This is a genomic window from Variovorax xiamenensis (assembly GCF_050916385.1).
GTDB lineage: Bacteria > Pseudomonadota > Gammaproteobacteria > Burkholderiales > Burkholderiaceae_C > Variovorax.
Genome location: NZ_CP139038.1, coordinates 2,601,310 through 2,620,725 on the forward strand (window position 1 = coordinate 2,601,310; position 19,416 = coordinate 2,620,725).

Sequence of the window (19,416 nt, forward strand, 5' to 3'; positions counted from 1 at the left end):
CAGGCCGTTGCGCCGGTGCCGGGCGCGCCCTCAGGCATCGGCGAATTCTTCCTCGCTCACGGCGCGGTTGCGCCCGCTTTCCTTGGCCTTGTACAGCGCGCGATCGGCGGCTTCGACGAGCAGCTGTTCCGGCTCGTCCGAGTGCCGGGCTTCCAGCGCCGCCACGCCGATGCTGACCGTGACCCGTCCATGCGGGCTGGCGCTGTGCGGGATGTCGAGCGCGAGGACCTGGGCGAGTATCTGTTCGGCGACCTTCCGCGCGCCCGGCAGGTCGGTGCGCGGCAGGACCACCGCCAGCTCCTCGCCGCCGTAGCGCGCCACCAGGTCGCCCGGGCGCCTGGCGCTGCGCCTCAATGCCGTGGCGACCCCCTTCAGGCACTGGTCGCCGGCCACGTGGCCGTACGCGTCGTTGAAGCGCTTGAAGTAGTCCAGGTCCAGCAGCAGGAGCGACAGGGCCGTGCCCTCCCTGGCCGCGCGGCGGCACTCGTGCGCCAGCACTTCGTCGAAGCTGCGGCGGTTGGCCAGGCCGGTGAGCTGGTCCTGCGTGGCCAGGACCTCCAGCCGGCGGTTGGCCCGCAGCAGGTCTTCGCGCGCGGCCAGCAGCGAAGCCTCGGCGCTGATGCGGCGCTGGATGTTGACGATCAGCCGCCAGCCCACGGCGGCGACGATCGCCAGCAAGGCCCCCACCACGCCGATCGTCAGCAGCGCCTGGTGCCTCCAGGCCTTCAGCGCCTCGTCGCGGCCGAGCGCCACGGTGGTCAGCACCGGGTAGCGGTCGCTCTTGCGGAAGGCGTAGAGCCGCTTCATTCCGTCGATGCTGGAGCGGAACGACGCGGTACCCGACGTGCCGCCGAAGTGGCGCTGGAAATTGGCCGATCCGGAAAAATCGAGCCCGATGGCTTTTTCGCTGTAGGGGTAGAGCACCAGCATCTGCCCGTGGTTGGTGGTCAGTCCGATGGTGCCGGTGCCGGGGAGCGCGATGGTCCCGAACGCGCGCAGGAAGTTCTGCAGGCCCAGGCCGACGACCACGACACCGGCGAACCGGCCTTCGGCGTCGTCCAGCCGGCGGCTGACCGTGATTCCCCATTCGCCGGTGAAGGGGTTGCGGATCGGTGGGCTGATGAGGACGTCGTTCGAGCGGTTTTCCCGGTGGTGGATGAAGTACGCCCGGCTGGCGCTGTTGATGCCTTTCGTGAGGGGCCCCTTGGAGTACATCAGCCAGTCGCCCCCGGCGTCGAGGACGGCCAGGCCGTCGAGCTGGTCGAGCAGGCGCTTCTGGCGCTCGACCAGCGACTGCACGCGCTGCAGCCGCTCGGGCTCGTCGCCTTCGCCCTTCAGCGTCTCGGCCACGCCCTGCAAAAGCATGTCGCTCTGGGTGAAGACGCCCTCGGCGTAGATGTTCAGCGCATTGGCCAGGTTGAGATTGTTGGTGTCGGCCGCGGCCAGCGTCTGGTCGCGCGACGCGTACAGCTGCCAGCCCGTGGCCGCCGACACCGAAAGCATGACGGCCAGCAGCAGGAACTTCGCAAGGCGAACGTCCCGCTTCACTTGAGCACTCCCTCGAACGAGGCTGTTTCCATGACTTTCCGCTCCCTGTCTGTCTTTCTGTGCAGCGTCGGTGGCGCGCTGCTCGTCTTCTCGTTTTGTTCTCATCCGCCAGGCAAATCGACCCGCACTCTATACGACCCGGCTGAAGCGGCGGTGGCGAAGCGGTGGGCCGGCGGGGGCTTGCGGCCCTCGTGGCACCATCGGCGGCTTTCGCCAACGTGAACTCCGGGAGATACCGATGCTGATCAACTGCGTCGCCTACGAAAACGGCTCCAAGCTCGCCGACATATCGGTCGAGGACATCAGCGAGTACATCGGCCGGCCCGGCTGCTTCGTCTGGGTGGCGCTCAGCGATGCCTCCGACGACGAGCTGCGCGAGATGCAGAAGGAGTTCGGCCTGCATCCGCTGGCGGTGGAGGACGCCCACCACGGCCACCAGCGACCGAAGATGGAGGAATACGGCGATTCGCTCTTCGTCGTCATGCACCTGGTGGAGCCCTCGGCCGAGGGCGAGCACTGCATGAACGTGGGCGAGGTCGACGTGTTCGTCGGCGCCAACTACGTGCTGTCGGTGCGCAATCGCAGCAAGCAGGGCTTCCTGGGCGTGCGCGAGCGCTGCGAGCGCGAGCCGGACCTGCTGCGCCACGGCGCCGGCTTCGTGCTGTATGCGCTGATGGACGCGGTGGTCGACCGCTACTTCCCGGTGATCGACGCGCTGGAGGTGGAGCTGGAATCCATCGAGCAGCAGATCTTCGGGCAGGGCGGCGCGGCGCGAGACAAGATCAAGCAGCTCTACGATCTCAAGCGGCGCAGCATGGTCCTCAAGCGCGCGGTGGCGCCGCTGGTGGAAGCGGCCGGCAAGATGCACGGCGGGCGCGTGCCGCAGATCTGCATGAGCTCGCAGGAATACTTCCGCGACGTGGGCGACCACCTGGTGCGCATCAACGCATCGATCGACGCGATGCGCGACACCATCGCCACGGCGATCCAGGTGAACCTGTCGATGGTCACCATCGAGGAAAGCGAAGTCACCAAGCGCCTGGCGGCCTGGGCCAGCATCTTCGCGGTGTGCACCGCCTTCGCCGGCATCTGGGGCATGAACTTCGAGAACATGCCGGAGCTGAAATTCCGCTACGGCTACGGCATCGCCCTGGGGCTGATCGTCAGCACCTGCGGCTATCTCTACTACCGGTTCAGGCGCGCCGGGTGGCTCTGAGCGGCTTCGCGTGCTCGCCGAAACCTCGGACGGGCGCATTGCTAATGCCCAACTAATAAACATGTAGACAATCAAGTCCCTTATGAAAAGGGACTTCACCCAGCGCTTCGGCTTTCTCGTCAAGAGCGTGGGCAAGCTCTACGGCGAGGAGTTCGACCGCCTCGCGCGCGAGCGCATCGGACTCACCAGCGCCCAGTGCCGCCTGCTCGGCGTGCTGGCCATGCACGGAGGCCCCGACGAGGTCGAGCCGCTCTCTCAGGCCGAGCTCGCGCAGCGGCTGGACCTGACCCCGATGGCCGTGGCCGGCCTGTGCGACCGCATGGCGGCTGCCGGCTGGATACGCCGCGAGCCCAGTCCCACCGATCGCCGCGTCAACAAGATCCATCTGGAGCCCAGCGCCGAGAAAGCGCTCGACAGCGCGCTCGGCATCAGCGACGGGCTCAACGCCCGCGTGATGTCGGTGCTGTCGCAGGCCGAGCGCGCCCAGCTGCTGGGCCTGCTCGCCAGGGTGCACGGCAGCCTCGTGGAGATCACCTCGCCCGGCGGCCGCAAGCCATCATGAGCGTCGCGCCCGGAACCACCGTGCCGCATCGCGGCATGATCACCATCTCGATCATGCTGGCGACCATCATGCAGGCGCTGGACACCACCATCGCCAACGTGGCCCTGCCGCACATGCAGGGCAGCCTGCAGGCCTCGCAGGACCAGATCACCTGGGTGCTGACCTCGTACATCGTGGCCTCGGCCATCGCGCTGCCGCTCACGGGCTGGCTGTGCGGGCACTGGGGGCGCAGGCGCGTGTTCATCATCTCGGTGATCGGCTTCACCGTGGCCTCGGCGCTGTGCGGGCTGGCGACCTCGCTGGTCGGCATCGTGGCGGCGCGGCTGCTGCAGGGCATCTTCGGCGCGGCGCTGGTGCCGTTGTCGCAGGCTGTGCTGCTGGACATCAACCCGCGCGAGAAGGTCGGCCAGGCCATGGCCATCTGGGGCGCGGGCATCATGGTCGGGCCCATCCTCGGGCCGCTGCTGGGCGGCTGGCTCACCGAGAACTTCGACTGGCGCTGGGTCTTCTTCATCAACCTGCCGGTGGGCGTCTTCGCCTTCTGGGGCATCGCGCGCTACCTGCCCGAAAGCCGGCCGCAGGGCGAGCGGCTCGACATCTTCGGTTTCGTCACGCTGAGCATCGCCATCGGCATGCTGCAGCTCTTTCTCGACCGGGGCGAGCAGCTCGACTGGTTCGAGTCGTGGGAGATCAAGCTCGAAGCCGCGGCCGCGCTGGTGGCCTTCTGCTTCTTCGTGGTCCACACATGGACGGTGCAGGGCGTATCTTTCTTCGACCGCGACCTGCTGAAGGACCGCAACTTCGTCACCGGCCTGCTGTTCGCGTTCATCGTCGGCATGATCCTGTTCGCGACGATGGCGCTCTTGCCCAACTTCCTGCAGGGCCTGATGGGCTACCCGGTGATCTACACCGGCGAGGTGACGGCGCCGCGCGGCGTGGGAACGATGATCGCGATGATCATCGTCGGGCGGCTGGTGCAGCGCATCGACGTGCGCGCGATCATGGCGCTGGGCTTCGGCCTCACGGCGTTCTCGCTCTACCAGATGACGCGGCTCACGCTGCAGATGGACAGCACGCTGATCGTGGTCTCGGGCTTCATCCAGGGGCTGGGCATCGGCTTCACCTTCGTGCCGCTTTCAACCGCCACCTTCGCCACATTGGCACCGAGGCTGCGCAACCAGGGCACGCCGATCTTCAGCCTGCTGCGCAACATCGGCAGCAGCGTGGGCATCTCGATCGTGCAGGCGCTCCTGACCGAAGGCTCGAGCAAGGCGCATGCGCAGATTGCGGCGACCGTGGCGCCGGGCAACGCGGCGCTGTCGACCCTGCCGCAGATGATGTCTCCCGACACGGCCACGGGGCTCGCGCTGCTCAACGCCGAGGTGACGCGGCAAGGTGCGCTGATCGGCTACCTCGACGACTTCGCCATCATGATGATCATCACGGTGCTGGCGATTCCGCTGCTGCTGCTGATCCGCAGCCCCCGGCGCAGCGCGGTGGCTTCGGGCCCAGCCGAAGTGCCGCACTGAGCCGGGAACGAAGCACGGCTTATTCGTCGTGCGAATCGTGCGTGGCCGCCGCGCCGCGGCGCCAGTAGCCCGAGGCCCGTGTCCATTTCGGGTTCGCGCCGCGCTCGCCCACCAGGTGCGCGCGCAGCGCCTTGGCGATGGCCGATTCGCAGCCCACCCACGTATGGAAATCGCCGGCCGGCAACTGCATCGCTTTCAGCGTTTCGAGCAGCACGGGGCTCTGGCCCGGCTCGGTGCCGCGGCGGTGCGCCCATTTCAGGGTGAGTTCGGCCTGGGTGTCGAACGGGAGCTCGTCGGCTTCGCTGTCGACCTCGGCCAGCACCACCACGCGCGCGCCGGCCGGCAATTCGGCAAGGCGCCGCGAGATGGCGGGCAGGGCGGTGTCGTCGCCGATCAGCAGGTGCCAGTCGAATTCGGTCGGCACGATGAACGAGCCGCGCGGGCCGCCCACGCCGAGGATGTCGCCGGGCCTGGCCTGCTCGGCCCATTGCGTGGCGGGGCCGGCTTCATGCAGCGCGAAGTCGATCTCGAGCGTGCCGGCCTTCGCGTCGTGGCGGCGCGGCGTGTAGTCGCGCATGGTGGGGCGGCCTTCGGGCCAGACGGGGCCTTCGGGGCCCATGGCGGGCAGGCTCAGCTTGCCGGTGGCGGCGTCGGGAAAGAAGATCTTCGCGTGGTCGTCGAAGCCGGGGCTGTTGAAGCCGGCGAGGTCGTCGCCCGTGAGCGTGACGCGGATCAGGTGCGGCGTCACGCGCTGCACGGTCTTCACCGTCAGCCGGCGAAAGCGCAGATCGTGACGCACCCGGCGGGGCGTGCGATCGGGTGCGGCGGGCGCTGCGGACGATGGTGATGTACTGAAGTCAGTCATTGCGGAAATCCTGTTGCGAGACAGGGTTGGTTGGGATTCGTGTTGCCGCCGGCCCCTCAGATCCTTTCGATCTGCTGGGCCGCGGCGTCGAGCACCGCGGCGAATTCGTGCGCCTGCTGCTCGGTGAGGGGCGCGCCCGTCAGGCGCATGCGCATGGCCATCTTGAGGTTCTCTATGGCGCGCGTGACTTGAGGCGGGCGTCCGCCGCGCGGGCCTGCGCCGTCGACGCCGCCACTCATGCGGGCCATCATGGCGTCGGCCATCTCGCGGTTGGCTTCGAGGAACTCGCGGCCGCTGGCCGTGATGCTGTAGCTCTTGCGGCCGCCGTCTGCGGCTTCGACGCTGAGGTAGCCCATTTCCTCGAGCAGCGTGAGCGTGGGGTAGACCACGCCGGGGCTGGGCGCGTAGCTGCCGCCGAGGCGGTCTTCGATGGCCTTGATGAGTTCGTAGCCGTGCGAGGGCTTGTCGGCAATGAGCTGCAGCAGCACGAAGCGCAGGCCGCCATGGCCGAATACGCGCCCGCCGCCGCCACGCCCGCCGCGGTGTCCGCGGCCGCCGGAAAGACCGTCTTCATGCTCGCCGCGGGCGGTGCGGCAGTGGTGATGGCCGAAGTGGAAATGTCTCATGGTGGGGATCCTTCTTGAGGTATGTCGGAATTATTTTAGATATATCTAAAATAAAGTCAAACCGATACCCGGCCGGGCGGTTCGCCGCATGGGCAGCCCGCCGCGTCTGCGTTGCGCCGTGGGTTCTGTTTGCTAGCGTGCCGCCGGCACGTTCTTCTGGTCCGCGTCCGTCAGCGTGCGCAGGAACGCAGCCACGTCGCGGATCTCCGCCTCGGTCAGCGCCGGCTTGTCGCCACGCTTCTGGCCGAAGGGTGCATCGGTGTTGATGTTGGCGTGGTACTGCTGCGGCAGGTCGTCGTACTGCTGCACGATGCCCTTTGCCGAGCGCGCATACCAGCGCTGCGGCGAGGTGTCGCGCTGCGCATAGAAGCGGATGGCGTCTTCGAGCGAATGAAAGACGCCGTTGTGGAAGAAGCTCTGCCGCACCGCCACGTTGCGTAGCGTGGGCGTACGGAACAGGCCGCAGTACTCGGGGTGGTCCTTCATGTCCGTGCGGTAGGGGCCGCACAGGCCGAGGTCATGAAACCCGGGATCGGCATTCGCCTTCAGCTTGCGGTTGCGCGGCACGGCGAGCGCGATCAGGCCGAAGTCGGTGAAGAGCGGAAACGCCCCGTCCTGCGTGCGCTGGCTGATGTGGCACGAAGCGCAGTTGCCCTTGTCCTCGTCATTGAAGAGCCGCATTCCGCGCGCCTCGGCCACGCTGAGCTTCGCCTGGCCGCGCAGCACCGCGTCGTACTTGCTGGTGAACGGATAGAAGTCTTTCGGCGACTGCTGGAACACCTCCAGCGCAAGGCCCGCCGCCTTGAAGGCCGCCTTCGGGCTGTCGAACACGTCTTCGCCGAAGGCCTGGCGCATGTCGCCGGCATAGGGCGCGCGCGCGAGCTTGGCGACCACGTCTTCTTCCGACGCGTTGGCCATCTCTGCGGGCGAGAGCAGCGGCATGGCCGCCTGCTCGTGCGCGGAGCCCGCGCGGCCGTCCCACATGTGGCCGCCGGTCGGGCCGGCGTCGATGCTGTCGTCGCCGTCGTTGTCGTGGTGATGTTCGGTGAAGGCGATGAGCGTCTGCAGGTAGCGCAGCGACGGCGCGGCGCGCGGGCCTTCCTGTCTGCCGTCGGCGCCGCCGAGCTGCACCGACAGCGCATTGGGCGGCCCCCACGCATGCTGCGGATCGTGGCAGCTCGCGCACGAGGCCCTGCCCGATGCCGAGAGGCTGCTGTCGAAGAAGATGCGCCGGCCGATCTCGGTGAGCTGCGCGGCGCTGGGCTGCGGCCTGCCGGGCACGGGCGCGTAGGTGGCGCCGACGTAGGCCGGCGGTGCGGGAGGCGCAGGCGTCGGTGCTGCCTGCGGCGCCGCAGGGGGTGTCGGCGACGACAGCTCGGGGTCCCGTCCGCATGCCGCCAGCAGGCCGCAAAGCAGCAATGCCGTGGCCAGCAGGGCCGGGCGGCGATGGAGGAGGGGCGACGTCGCAAGCACGTGAAAACGGGAAGAAAAACAGGCGGGCCCGCAGGGCAACCCGAGAGGGTCTGTCTCGCATATGTCGGCCGCGTGACAACCCTGGGGAGATTTCTTAGCCCTGAATTAGCAAGCCCGATGTACGAAGAATTGCAACGTGGCTGTCATGGGCCGGGCAGAGCATCACGCCGCCCGGCCGCCGGTCGGGTTCATCCAAATCTCATAACTCCACACATGATGACCCCCTCCCAACCTAGCGAGAAGGCGTCCTCTCGCGGACGCAAACTGGTACGCCACCTGAGCCCCTGGCCGACGGCCATTGCGGCAGCGGCGATGGTCGCTGCCTGCGGCGGCAGCGACAGTGGCCCGGGCTTCTTCGGGTTCCCCTCCGGCGGCAGCACCGCGACCACGACCTCTGGCGTCGTCACCGGCAGCTATTACCGCAATGCCAAGGTCTGCATCGACGCGAACAACAACGGTCGCTGCGACAGCGGCGAGGTGAGCACCACCACCGACGCCAACGGCGCCTTCACACTCTCGGGCCAGGGTGCCGTGGTGGCCGAGATCGGCACCTCCAGCAAGCGCTTCGACCCGGCCACCAACACGGAAACCGCCGTCACCCAACCGCTGGTGTTTCGCGCACCGTCGGCCGCCAATGGCGTGGTGAACGCCATCAGCACTGAGCTCGTCGCGCTGATGGACGGCAACGGCGGCAACCTCGCCGCCGCACGCACGGCCCTGGCCACGCGCCTCGGCGTGCCCGAAGCCCAGCTCCTGGCGGACCACAACAAGGTGACCGATTCGGCCATCAGGACCGCGCTGCAGAACGAGATCGACCAGTCCATCGAGCGCATCGCCGAGGCAGTGGCCGAAGCCGGCCCGGGCGGAGACGTCGTCGCCGCGCTGCGCAACCGCTTCGCGCTCGACAAGATCACCAACGTCGTCGTCATCTACGCCGAAAACCGCGGCTTCGACAACCTCTACGGCCTCTTCCCCGGCGCCAACGGCATTCCGGGCGTGAACCCGACCTCGTCGACCAGCACGCCCGAGCCGCAGAAGGACTTCGACGGCTCGACGCTGCCGACGCTGCCGCCGGTGTGGGGCGGTGTCACCGCTTCCGGCCAGACCACCACGATCACGCAGCAGCAGACCGTGGGCATGCCCAACAAGATGTTCCAGATCGACGCCGACGCAGGCTTCTTCAACACCGGCACCAAGATCGACCAGACCATCATCTCGCGCGACCTCGTCCATCGCTTCTACAACAACCAGATGCAGATCGACGGCGGCAAGAACGACAAGTTCACCGCCTACTCCGACGCTGGCGGCCTCAGCATGGGCTACTACGACGGCTCGAAGATGAAGCTCTGGCAGGTGGCCAAGAGCTTCACGCTCGCCGACAACTTCTTCATGGGCGCCTTCGGCGGTTCGTTCCTGAACCACCAGTACCTCGTGTGCGCCTGCGCGCCGCTGTACCCGAACGCCGATGCCAGCACCTCGCCCGCCAAGGCTTCCATCTCGGCCATCGACACCGACTCCAGCGGCAACTTCGTGCGCCTCACGCCCGCCGCCAACGCGCCGACCTCGGTGCTCAACGGCGCGCCCACGTACCTCAACGACAGCACGATCACGCCGAAGGATGCCGCCGGCAACTTCTACGCCGTGAACACCATGCAGCCGCCGTACCAGCCCAGCGGCAACGCGCCTGCAAGCGCCGACACGACCAAGCTGTTCGCCGACACAACCAAGGCCACCACGCTGCCGCCGCAGACGCAGACCACCATCGGCGACCTGCTCACCGCCAAGGGCCTGAGCTGGGCCTGGTACGGCGGCGCGTGGAAGGACACCACCGCCATCGCGACGGGCAACCGCCAGTTCCCGGCCGCCGTGCCGCCGGCTGCGCAGACGCCGAACTTCCAGTTCCACCACCAGCCCTTCAACTACTACGCGGCCTTCGACCCGAGCGCCCACCCCGACGCACGCGCCGCCCACCTGAAGGACTTCGACGCCGACTTCCTGAAGGACGTGTCCGCCGGCACGCTGCCCGCCGTGAGCTTCTACAAGCCGCAGGGCAACCTCAACCAGCACGCCGGCTACGCCAGCGTGGCCGATGGCGACGCGCACATCGCCGACGTCATCGCCAAGCTGCAGGCCAGCCCGCAGTGGAAGAACATGCTCGTGGTCGTTACCTACGACGAAAACGGCGGCTTCTACGACCACGCCACCGTGCCGAAGGGCGACCGCTGGGGCCCCGGCACGCGCATTCCGGCGCTCATCATCTCGCCGTTCGCGAAGAAGGGCTTCGTCGACAAGACCCAGTACGACACCGCCTCCACGCTGCGCTTCATCACGCACCGCTGGTCGCTCACGCCGCTGCAGGGCCTTGTCGACCGCGACGCCGCGCTCGTGAAGAACGGCAGCCACCCCATGGGCGACCTGACCGGCGCGCTCGACTTCTCGAAGTCCTGAGCGGCATTGCTCCAGAAAAAGGGGAGGCGGGCGTGGAGCCCGCCTCCCTTTTTCATTCCGGCTGACGCCGCGGCAGGAGTGAAGAATTCATCAGAATCCGGGCCCGCGCGCCTGTGTAGCATCGGTCCCTTTTCGTGCTGCGGCGCGCGTATCGCGCCAGGCCGGCACCCGCTTGCCGGCCGCGTAGCCCTTCTGTTTTCAATCACAGGGATTTCCATGGGAATGATGGATGCGCTCGGCCACGCGCTGATGGACAACCAGGAGCTTCACTTCGACACCGCCGACGTGCTCGCGGGTGAAGAGCAGTGGCTGGTCACGCTGAGTGCGCCGCTGTCCGCCTTCAACGGCGACTTCGTGAATGCGGTGGCCACCGGCAAGGACGACGACGTGCTGCGCGAAGGCATCGCCGATATCTGGAGCGTGCACGACCGCGCCAGCTTCGAGCAGACCGCCCGGTGGCTCGTCGAGGAGGGCCAGCGCTCGGCCTATGGCCCCGTGTGGAAAGCAGTCGCCGCGGTCGATACGGCGACGCAGGAAACGCCCGCCGTCCTGCGCATGGTCATGGACGCCTTCTTTCCCTCGTTCTTCCAGATCAAGGCGCGCAAGAGCCTGGACTACCGCGAGCTCGCAGCGCAAAGCGGCAAGTCGATGGCGGAGCTCGGCCAGCTGATGGCGGGCAGCAGGAGCTGGGTCGATGCGTTGCGCAAGCATTTCAAGGCTGCGCCCGGCCAGATCTCCAACCTCGTCGCATGGGACGCAGTGCGCTTGGCCAGCCTGTCGCGCTGGGCGGTGCAGTTGGGCTACATCGAGCGCGCGGAATTCGCGGGCTTTGCCGGCGGGCTTGCGAAGCAGATGCGCGCGGCATACACCGATTGGTCGCAGGTGAGCGCGGCGTACATCGCGGGCGGCCTGATCTGGAAGTACTCCGACGCGCGCGAAGAGCACCTGCTTCGCACCAACCGCATGCTGCTGAGCGAGGCGCGCAGCCCTTATCGCAGCGTGCCGTTCGCCGGAAGCATCGGCAGCTGATCCACCCCGGCGCCGGGCTCGCCTGCCGTTGTCGCCGATGCCGGCACGGGCAGGTGCAGCCGCAGGCTGGTTTCCCCCGGCTGCGAGCGCACGGTGAGCGTGCCTCCCAGCGCGCCGGCGCGCGTGCGCATGTTCGCCAGCCCCTTGCCCGCGAACGCGGCCTGCGTGTCGAAGCCCCGGCCGTTGTCGCGCAGCTCGATCTCGATGGCAGGCTCCGCCGAACCTTCCACCAGCCTCGCGCCCAGGCTGGCCTGCGTCGCCTGCGCATGCGCCATCAGGTTGCCGAAGGCCTCGAACAGCAGCATCTGCAGCTGGTGCGATTCGCGTGCGCTCCAGCCCGTCATCGTCGGCAGCGAATCCACGTCCCACTGCAGGTCGATGCCGGCCGCCTGAAGGCGCGGCCCGAGGCGGTAGCGCACGCTGCCCAGCGCGGAAGCCACGTCGCCTTCGCAGCCGTGCATGGCGTCCACCGTGAGCTTGAGCTGGTCCACCGCGTCCCGCAGATGCAGCGCAACGTCGCCCATGGCGGCGCCGGGCTGCTGCGCCATCTGCAGCAGGCCGACCAGTTGGCCGCCGAGGCCGTCGTGCAGGTCCTGCGTGAGGCGCTGGCGTTCTTCGAGTGCGCCGCGTGCTTTTTCGCCTTCGCGTTCGCGCGTGAAGACGGCTTCGAGCGCCGCATTGCGCTCGGCCAGTTCGGCTTCCAGCGAGGCATTCATTTGCGCCATGGCGCGCACGTCCTTGCGCATGCGCTCGGCGATCACCCAGGCCAGCGAGATTGCGAAGCCCACCCAGGCAAAGCGGATCCACGGCACCACCGCATAGGCTTCGGGCGAGGTGCGCATCACCCAGTTGTCGCGCGCGGCGCTCAGCACCACCAGCACCACCGCCACGCCCAGCACGCGATGCTCCAGCACGGAGCTGCGCACCGCCACCCGCACGACCACCACCACCATCGCCAGCCCGGCCAGGAAGAAGAGGATCTGCCATGCCGGCATCAGCCACAGCAGCGGCACCGTGATGCCGATCGCAGCCGTGACGGGCGCCAGCAGCGCCAGCAGGCCCAGGAAGCGCGCAAGCCGCGTGTCGCCCTTGCCCACCACCGCCAGCGCGAAGCGGCACAAGAGCGGCACCGCCGCCTGGAACGCCGCCAGCGGCACCACGCCCCACCACGGCCAGGGCAGCGGCGCATGCGTGAACAGCACCCGCGCCGTCTGCACCGACCAGAGCAGCTCGCCCAGCCCGTAATAGAGGTACACCGATTCGCGCTGCCGCAGCCACACCAGCAGCGACAGCGCCCCCAGCACGCCGCTCACGATGGCGATGAAGCGCCCGCCGCTGATCTGCCAGAAGAGGGCGCTCTCGTACAGCGGCCGTATGTCGGCCTCCGTGCCCGCCACCACCGGCGACAGCCCGCCCTGGCGCGCGGCCTGCGCCCCGATGACGATCTCCACCCGCTGCACCGTTGCCGTTCCCGCCGCCGGCAGCGCGAAGTACTGCGGCGTGAAGGAGGCGTCGTCATAGGGCCCGGGCGGAAAGGTGCCGAAGCGCGCCAGCTCCTGCCCGTTCACCAGCACCCGAAAGCTGTTGCCGATGCGCGGCACGAAGAGTGCGCGCGGCACGTTCGGATCGGTGACGGGAACGTCGAACGCGAACATCGCCTCGCCGTCGATCGCGCCTTGCCGCTGGTCCCAGTTGTAGGGAAGCTGCACCGCGTGCGGCTCGGGCGGCTGGGCCGAGGGGTGGTTGCCATGCAGCGTCAGCGTGAGTTGCGCCTGCTCGACCACCGTGACGGCTCGGGCGGAGAACCCCCAGCCGGCGCCCAGTACTGCGAGCACGAGCAGTACCAGCAGGCGCAGTCCGAGCATTTCTTTTTGTTGTTGTCGTCGCATGACGCGTACGACTTTAGCAATCTTTTTTCACAATTCGGGGCAGGAATTGCCCGTCCTCGCGAGAAAGCAACGCTCAGGCCCTGGCCTCGATGATCGGGTCCAGCTTGGCTCGCAGGCGCCTCACCGCCAGCTCGTGCTTCAGCGTCTGCGGCCCCCGCCCGTAGGTCGCGGCCTTGCGGATCAGCCGCAGCTGCTCGCGCTGCAGATGCGTCTTCAGGCGCCTTGCGCGCCAGCCATACGTCCAGCCCATTTCGCGGCGTACCTTGTAGCGCTGCATCGGCGCGCCCAGCCGCACCCATTCGTCGTCGCGGATCAGGTCGCGCTCCGGCACGAACCAGGCCGCCAGCGCGTGCAGGTACGTACCGTTCTCGCGCGCCGCAACCTGCCAGAAGAGGGCGGTCACGATGATCGCGGGCAGGCCCTTGATCACCAGCATGACGGCCATCTCTCCGTAGCCGCCGTCGAACAGGTCTTCGAGAAAGGGCGAGTTCCAGATGAAGTGCATCGCCCATGCGAGCACGAAGCACAGCACCGCCACCGCGATGCGCACCGCCTTCGGCCGCTGCGGATGCAGCAGGAACCACGCAACGCCGAACGAGGCGATCGTCGTGTAGGCCGCATGGCTCCACAGCCCGCTCAGCAGCCCGCGCGTGAACAGGTTGAGCAGCACCGGGTAGACCTGGTTCTCCAGCGGAAAGTGCACCGCCGACTTGACCGTGTAGCTCAGGTTCTCCACCACCTGGAAGCCCAGCCCCACCATCGCGCCGACGATCAGCACCGAGAGATACGTCTGGAACTGGTTGCGCGCCACCAGCACCATCAGGATGACGCCCGCGAGCTTCAGGAACTCCTCGGTGATCGGCCCCGCGACCGCCGGCCCCCATGTGGCCACGAACTCCGGCGACACCAGCTTCGCGCACAGGCTCTGGATGGCCACGTTCGCCGGCGCTGCAAAGTAGACGGCGCCCATGCCGCCCCACGCGAAGGCCAGCACATAGGCCTCGGTCGAGTGCTGCTCCAGCAGGTCGAGCATGCGGAAGGCCTGCACGAAAAGCAGCGTGTAGATGCCCCACACCGTCAGCCCCAGAAAGGCCGTGACCGGCACCACGCGCACGCCCAGCCAGAACATGTAGCCCGTGTAGAACAGGCCGTTCAATATCAGTGCCGCCAGCACCCAGAACGCCACGCGCCGAGGCTGGAAGAACGAGTCGGTGCCTACCGGCCAGCCGGCCACTTCGGTCACCTGCTGGCCGCTTGAGCCTCTCTGGCCGCCTTGATCGCCCTGGTCGAACACCGGCGGGTTCATTGCTCGGCCTCCAAGTCCATCGAGTCGAGCATCGAGCGCGCCTCGGTCAGCGCCTCGTCCATGCCGTCGTCGGCGCCCCAGAAGTCGATCTGCACCAGCGACTTGCGCCGCACGTCGACCACCTGCCAGAACCGGCCCGCCAGCTTCGAGCTGTAGTACGCGAAAGTCTTGCCCTGCAGGCCCCAGGAAGTGATGAAGTCCGACACGTCGCCGTCGATCTGCAGACGCTGGCCGCGCTCCATCAGCCGCTGCTGGCGCACCAGCGGGCCGTCGGGCCCGCCCGCCCACGGGAAGGTTGTCACGAGGAACTTGTGGCCGCCCTTGAACAGCATCAGCGACTGGCCCGCCTTGGAGCGCGAAACGTCCATTTCCCACCCCTCGGCCGGCACGAACCTCGCCTGGCCCGCCTCGACCGTCTGTCCGGGCTTCAGCGGGCGGTTGCCCGGCGTGTGGCGGTCCCAGAAGCCGAGGCCGCCCACGTAGGCAGCAATGGCAAGGAGCACCGCCAGCGCCCCCGGCCAGGTGCGGTACGGTATGCGGCGTGAGGGCTCGTTCATCCTTTGATCGTGCCATACGATTGCCCGCCGCCGAGCGGCCGCGCCGGTCGATGCGGCATACTCCCCACCCCCTCAAACTCACCAGAATTCCGCTGAATGGACAAGGAAGTCGACCCCCGCGTACTCACTGTGATCGACGAGATGCGGCTCTCGGGCCCTCGGCTCACGCCGGTGGAAATCGTCGCCAAGATGGGTGTGTTCGACGCGCGCGACAAGCCATTCGAGCACGCATGGCTGGCCACCGGCGACAACGTCATCGCCACCATCTGGGCCGAATGGGTGAACCTGGCGGCCAACGGGCGCTGGTTCTACCTCGAGTCGCTCGACGTTCACCACCGCGCCGGCGGCGGCGAGCGCAGCGCCCAGCAGGTGCAGCGCGCCAAGGACCGCCTCGCGCTGCTCAAGCGCAGCTATGACGCCGGCAACGGCTTCCGCGCCGTGGTGCAGACCAACCGCATCGCCATCCTCGAAGTGGAAAGCAACAAGGACGCCAAGGTGTCCACCCGCGTGCGCGACGACGACGAATGGCACGTCGCCAGCTGGGAGCCCGACCAGAAACTCGCCGTGCTCGTGCGCGGCCCGCGCGGCTGGGTGCCCAGCGAAGCCGAAGTGCAGGCCGCCCGCGAACGCGGCAACGTGCCGCAGAAACTCTCCGCCGCGTCCAAGGCCGCGGACGACGCCAAGGCCACGCCCGAGGCCGTGCAGGCCGCCGCCCTCGAATACGTGGTGAAGCACTTCACCGGCTACGGCTACAAGGCCGAGAACATGACCGGCAAGGGCTTCGACCTCGAAGTGTCCAACGCCAAGGGCCAGACCCTGCTGCGCGTGACCGTCAAGGGCACCGCGCCCGGCGTGCCCAGCTTCAAGCTCAGCAAGGAAGAAAGCGACTGCTCCAAGCGCGAGCCGCTGTGGCGCCTGCTGGTGGTGACCGATGCGGGGAGCGGGGTGGCGCAGCACAAGATCTACAAGCCGACGGAGATCAGTTCGGCGCCGGGGTTTGATCCGGCTTGATTGAACAGTGAGCGGCCCTAGGCCGCACTGTTGCCCATCGCCATGAAGCCTCTCTGGGTCGAGTTTCCCCATATCCCCTGGGGAAGCATTGGCTGGCGCATGGGGTGGGGCGAAGACTACTGGGTCAAGTGGAGCGCCTTCTTCCTGGCGCTGGACTCACAAGACCGCGACCGCTATCGAAACGCGTGGCCCGAGCCGGAGCCTTGGAGTGGCCTCTACGCATTTATCGAGACAGGCCTCATGCCGGAGGGAGCGGAGGAGCATCGCAGGAAGTTGGCTGGTCCGCATTCGGTTCCTGATGCCGATGAGATGACCATCTCTGACTACTATCGAACTGTGTGGTTGATCAGGCGCTACATGACTCCACTGGGGTTGCATGACGTTCCGGCACGCTTCCCCACGCCAGACCTCGGAAAAGCTCCCGATGAAGAGCATGTCAACTTCTATTCAGAGCCCAACGGCGCATGGTGGCGCCTGTCGTGCCTGAAAGTCGGCGGAATGCTTCTGCATCGGCTAACTCGGGCGGCCGAACCAGATCGCCTGCTGTTCGGCAATCAGTGACTGTCGACCAAGCGAAGCTGTCGCGTCGAACTGCGTCACTTCAGTGAGCAGCAGCCCCTAACTGTCATAGCTTTGTGTCTCGCCGCATCGCCCCGGCAGATATCTCATCGATTCGAGAAATCCTCGACGAATTCTTTTCTCTCGCGCGGCTTTCCCTTCTCTACAGTGAATGCCCCTGCCGCAAGACGCCCCTTCTTGTGGGCGACGAACACTGATCGTGAAAGGAGCTCTCCCCAACAGCTGACCAAGTGAACTGATGAACCGCCTACCTCACGGCGGGTTGCCGGTGCTCCTCGCTGCACTGGTGCGAACGTGAGGCACAAAAGGCGACGGCCAGGGCGCGCAAACACCCTGACCGTCTGACCACATGACGTGCAGTACTTTGGAAAGGAAGCACACCAAATGGCTAAGCGAATTATGGCCGGGCGTCCCACGCCCAAATCTTCCCGCCGCAGCAGCAACACCACGCGCGGCACCACCACCAAGCCCACGGCGCCCACCCCGACGCCCGACGAGGCAAGGGAACTACTCGAAATCAAACTAGCGCAGCTGAACTCGCTGCTTTGGTGCTGTTATGGCGACGGCAACGGGTGGTTCGAGGAGGCGGGGGAGAAGCATCGGGATCACATGCTCTGGATTGCCTCTGATCTGGCTCGGGAGGCGGAGATGTTGTTGGAGGCGAGTAGCAAGGGGTAGGGGCAGGCCGGGATCGGCTGACGACCCCGGGGCATCCCACAAAAAAGGGATGCTCTAGAACTTTCCTCTCCGCTAATGTCGCGCCGAGGAGGGTTCCCATGCCGATCCCAAACTTGTTCTACGGGCACCAAGATGCCCTGATGAGAGGCGCATCGCCCACGACGCTTGCTGTGGGCGATTCCTGGTTCTGGTATCCGTTCGACAACCTACTCGGCGAGATTGCGGGAAGCCGCCCGCTGCAGTCGATCGTCGTTGCCGGCTACAACGGCTCCGAGGCGTCGGAATGGAAGGGCAAGTACGCCGACTCCATCAAGACCACCTTCGACATGTACGCAAGAGGCCCTCTTGTGAAGGCTCTTCTGCTTAGCGGTGGCGGGAACGACATCGTGGGCCAGACGAACTTCCCGAAGCTGATCAAGGCCAACTGCTCGGCCTGCCAGTCGGTTCCAGCCTGCTACTCCGATGGTCAGCCGTCCATGGCGTTGGACAAGATCATCGGGCACTACCGAAGGCTCATCAAACTCTTCAGAACATACAGCCCGACCGCCGCTGTTGTGCTCCACAACTACGACGATGCGTACGCGACGGGAGAGGGGGTCTTTGGGCCTGCCGACTGGCTCAAGGTGCCGATGGAGAAATGCAGCGTTCCTGTCTCTCTGCGCAAGGACCTCTTCGCAGATCTAGTAGCTGCGTTCGGCAAAGCCCAGGGTGCGTTAGCGGCAGAGCCCGGCCTGGGAAAGATCGTTGCATTGAAGACGGCGGGCACATTGACGGTGCGTCAGTGGGCTAACGAGCTACATCCCACTCCAGATGGGTTTCAGCGGCTTGCGGAGCGGAAGTTCTTGCCGGCGTTGGACGTTGTTTGGTAGCGGCCGGCAAGGCCCTACAAGAGAAATCCGAAGAACTACGGAGGTCGGAAGATGCATTGGACCGCGACAAGTGCAGCCGCAGTGGTACTCACGCTGATTCCTTGGACGTCATTCGCTTTCGAGTTGTCGCCAGACGGAACTTCTTTCGAGAAGAAGCTTGCGCGAAAGGGTCAGCCGACCGGAGATAGGTTGTTGAGCAAGCTTACGGACTTGGGCGTTCGAAAGTTTGGCAGTCCGGTTCATGAAGAGATTGCGAACCGGTCACTAGATTGCGATGGAGACGCCGACATTTGCGCGGACCCTGATTGGGATCCGGCACAGGCCTATGTGCTCGCCGGGGTACGTTGGAATGACGACCCGCCATTCAGGTTCGAGTCTTCATTTGGCAAGTACGGAGGATGCAAAGCCGGAGACACGGTGCGCCTTGTTGTCCAACCGGAGTGCTGGGGGCGAGTGTTCTATGACGGCAAGAAGAGGGCTGCTCGCGGCGAAGTGCTGAATGCCAAAACTGCTCCGCTGCTCGTGCGGTCTCATTTCGGGGATATGCAGTTCCTTCACGCGATGGGCTCAGTCGATGGTGAGCCACCGGATGTCACCTACAGCCGCATCATGATGTGGGCCGAGTTCACGTGGAAGGTCGCGACGAAGAAGATTCCCTCTGACGCCATCGTTGCGAATCAGGACGTGACTGGTATTCGCGATGTCTTCGGGATGAATGGCTGGAGCGTGCAAGACCTCTTTGCTCTAGGAAATCCGAACATCCGCAAGCCGGCATATTTGGGAGCCGTTGCATTCGGGAGCCTCTTGCATACGGTTCAGGATTCGTTCTCTCGTGCGCATGTCGAACGAGAGCAAGTGACGAAGGGGGCTAAGTGTTCCGGTGTCGCAAGCGACTACGCGGCACCAGGGCGTATCAAAGAGTTCCACTCCTACAGCCATCAAGATGCGGACAAGCACTCTGATGCGGACGTTCGTGCTGCGTTCTCGATTCACTGGGCTTCCGGAGCACCAAGCGCGGTGGACGTAGGAAGAGTGCTTGCACAGTTTTATGACCGTCAAGCGGAGTGGATGGAGGTTCGGCCGTATGTGGAATGCGTATTTCGGTTGGCGCCGAATGCGACGGCTGCGTCTCCTGGTGACTACGCGGTTGATTGAACGGCGCGCGACTCATTGAGATTTCAAATGATTTGCCGTGACTATCTCTTTGGTGGCGTAGCGGGTAGTTCACTAA

The 19,416-nt window shown here is 66.3% G+C and carries 17 protein-coding genes; 10 read left to right on the forward strand and 7 right to left on the reverse strand.

What is annotated here, in order from left to right:
* Nucleotides 1-30 precede the first annotated feature (30 nt).
* Nucleotides 31-1,548: a sensor domain-containing diguanylate cyclase gene (locus tag SFB74_RS11535; RefSeq protein WP_432730955.1), complete on the reverse strand. Its 1,518-nt coding sequence runs from the start codon at nucleotides 1,546-1,548 to the stop codon at nucleotides 31-33.
* A 238-nt stretch (nucleotides 1,549-1,786) separates the two neighbouring features.
* Between SFB74_RS11535 and SFB74_RS11540 the strand changes: the two genes are divergently transcribed.
* The 3 genes from SFB74_RS11540 (at nucleotide 1,787) to SFB74_RS11550 (ending at nucleotide 4,855) form a co-directional block, all read left to right on the forward strand.
* On the forward strand, nucleotides 1,787-2,764 hold the full coding sequence (locus SFB74_RS11540) for a magnesium and cobalt transport protein CorA (RefSeq protein ID WP_432730956.1): 978 nt from the start codon (nucleotides 1,787-1,789) through the stop codon (nucleotides 2,762-2,764).
* Between the two features lie 82 nt (nucleotides 2,765-2,846).
* Nucleotides 2,847-3,326, forward strand: a complete 480-nt coding sequence (locus tag SFB74_RS11545; protein WP_432730957.1) for a MarR family winged helix-turn-helix transcriptional regulator — start codon at nucleotides 2,847-2,849, stop codon at nucleotides 3,324-3,326.
* The gene (locus SFB74_RS11550; RefSeq protein WP_432730958.1) at nucleotides 3,323-4,855 is read left to right on the forward strand and encodes a DHA2 family efflux MFS transporter permease subunit; all 1,533 of its coding nucleotides are present in this window, start codon (nucleotides 3,323-3,325) and stop codon (nucleotides 4,853-4,855) included. The genes SFB74_RS11545 and SFB74_RS11550 overlap by 4 nt, the downstream gene beginning before the upstream one ends.
* Before the next feature lie 19 nt (nucleotides 4,856-4,874).
* Here the strand turns inward: SFB74_RS11550 and SFB74_RS11555 are convergent, their stop codons facing one another.
* From SFB74_RS11555 to SFB74_RS11565, 3 genes are all read right to left on the reverse strand, one after another.
* Nucleotides 4,875-5,720, reverse strand: a complete 846-nt coding sequence (locus SFB74_RS11555; protein WP_432730959.1) for a siderophore-interacting protein — start codon at nucleotides 5,718-5,720, stop codon at nucleotides 4,875-4,877.
* Between the two features lie 56 nt (nucleotides 5,721-5,776).
* On the reverse strand, nucleotides 5,777-6,346 hold the full coding sequence (locus SFB74_RS11560) for a PadR family transcriptional regulator (RefSeq protein WP_432730960.1): 570 nt from the start codon (nucleotides 6,344-6,346) through the stop codon (nucleotides 5,777-5,779).
* Nucleotides 6,347-6,478: 132 nt separating this feature from the next.
* Nucleotides 6,479-7,819 carry a cytochrome-c peroxidase gene (locus SFB74_RS11565; protein WP_432730961.1) on the reverse strand — a complete coding sequence of 447 codons (1,341 nt, stop codon included), beginning with the start codon at nucleotides 7,817-7,819 and terminating at the stop codon, nucleotides 6,479-6,481.
* Nucleotides 7,820-8,131: 312 nt separating this feature from the next.
* Here SFB74_RS11565 and acpA point away from each other — a divergent pair, with 312 nt between their 5' ends.
* Both acpA and SFB74_RS11575 read left to right on the forward strand, forming a co-directional pair.
* Nucleotides 8,132-10,267: an acid phosphatase gene (gene acpA / locus SFB74_RS11570; protein ID WP_432731920.1), complete on the forward strand. Its 2,136-nt coding sequence runs from the start codon at nucleotides 8,132-8,134 to the stop codon at nucleotides 10,265-10,267.
* A 216-nt stretch (nucleotides 10,268-10,483) separates the two neighbouring features.
* A complete protein-coding gene (locus tag SFB74_RS11575) occupies nucleotides 10,484-11,296 on the forward strand; it encodes a DUF1266 domain-containing protein (protein ID WP_432730962.1) in 813 nt (270 codons plus the stop codon).
* Here SFB74_RS11575 and SFB74_RS11580 read toward each other — a convergent pair.
* From SFB74_RS11580 to SFB74_RS11590, 3 genes are all read right to left on the reverse strand, one after another.
* Nucleotides 11,257-13,161 carry an ATP-binding protein gene (locus tag SFB74_RS11580; protein ID WP_432730963.1) on the reverse strand — a complete coding sequence of 635 codons (1,905 nt, stop codon included), beginning with the start codon at nucleotides 13,159-13,161 and terminating at the stop codon, nucleotides 11,257-11,259. The two genes, SFB74_RS11575 and SFB74_RS11580, sit on opposite strands and share 40 nt — an antisense overlap.
* A gap of 97 nt (nucleotides 13,162-13,258) precedes the next feature.
* The gene (locus tag SFB74_RS11585) at nucleotides 13,259-14,491 is read right to left on the reverse strand and encodes a PrsW family intramembrane metalloprotease (protein WP_432730964.1); all 1,233 of its coding nucleotides are present in this window, start codon (nucleotides 14,489-14,491) and stop codon (nucleotides 13,259-13,261) included.
* The gene (locus SFB74_RS11590) at nucleotides 14,488-15,048 is read right to left on the reverse strand and encodes a hypothetical protein (RefSeq protein WP_432730965.1); all 561 of its coding nucleotides are present in this window, start codon (nucleotides 15,046-15,048) and stop codon (nucleotides 14,488-14,490) included. Before SFB74_RS11590 ends, SFB74_RS11585 begins: the two co-directional genes overlap by 4 nt.
* A gap of 96 nt (nucleotides 15,049-15,144) precedes the next feature.
* On the opposite strand from SFB74_RS11590, the gene SFB74_RS11595 reads away from it, so the two are divergent.
* From SFB74_RS11595 to SFB74_RS11615, 5 genes are all read left to right on the forward strand, one after another.
* Nucleotides 15,145-16,059: a protein NO VEIN domain-containing protein gene (locus SFB74_RS11595; RefSeq protein ID WP_432730966.1), complete on the forward strand. Its 915-nt coding sequence runs from the start codon at nucleotides 15,145-15,147 to the stop codon at nucleotides 16,057-16,059.
* Between the two features lie 30 nt (nucleotides 16,060-16,089).
* Entirely contained in the window at nucleotides 16,090-16,620 is a 531-nt protein-coding gene (locus SFB74_RS11600) for a hypothetical protein (protein ID WP_432730967.1), read from the forward strand.
* A 402-nt stretch (nucleotides 16,621-17,022) separates the two neighbouring features.
* The gene (locus SFB74_RS11605; protein ID WP_432730968.1) at nucleotides 17,023-17,316 is read left to right on the forward strand and encodes a hypothetical protein; all 294 of its coding nucleotides are present in this window, start codon (nucleotides 17,023-17,025) and stop codon (nucleotides 17,314-17,316) included.
* A 98-nt stretch (nucleotides 17,317-17,414) separates the two neighbouring features.
* Nucleotides 17,415-18,185, forward strand: coding sequence for a hypothetical protein (locus SFB74_RS11610; protein WP_432730969.1), 771 nt, complete (start codon nucleotides 17,415-17,417; stop codon nucleotides 18,183-18,185).
* A gap of 51 nt (nucleotides 18,186-18,236) precedes the next feature.
* Nucleotides 18,237-19,340 carry a hypothetical protein gene (locus SFB74_RS11615; RefSeq protein WP_432730970.1) on the forward strand — a complete coding sequence of 368 codons (1,104 nt, stop codon included), beginning with the start codon at nucleotides 18,237-18,239 and terminating at the stop codon, nucleotides 19,338-19,340.
* The last annotated feature ends 76 nt before the right edge of the window (nucleotides 19,341-19,416 follow it).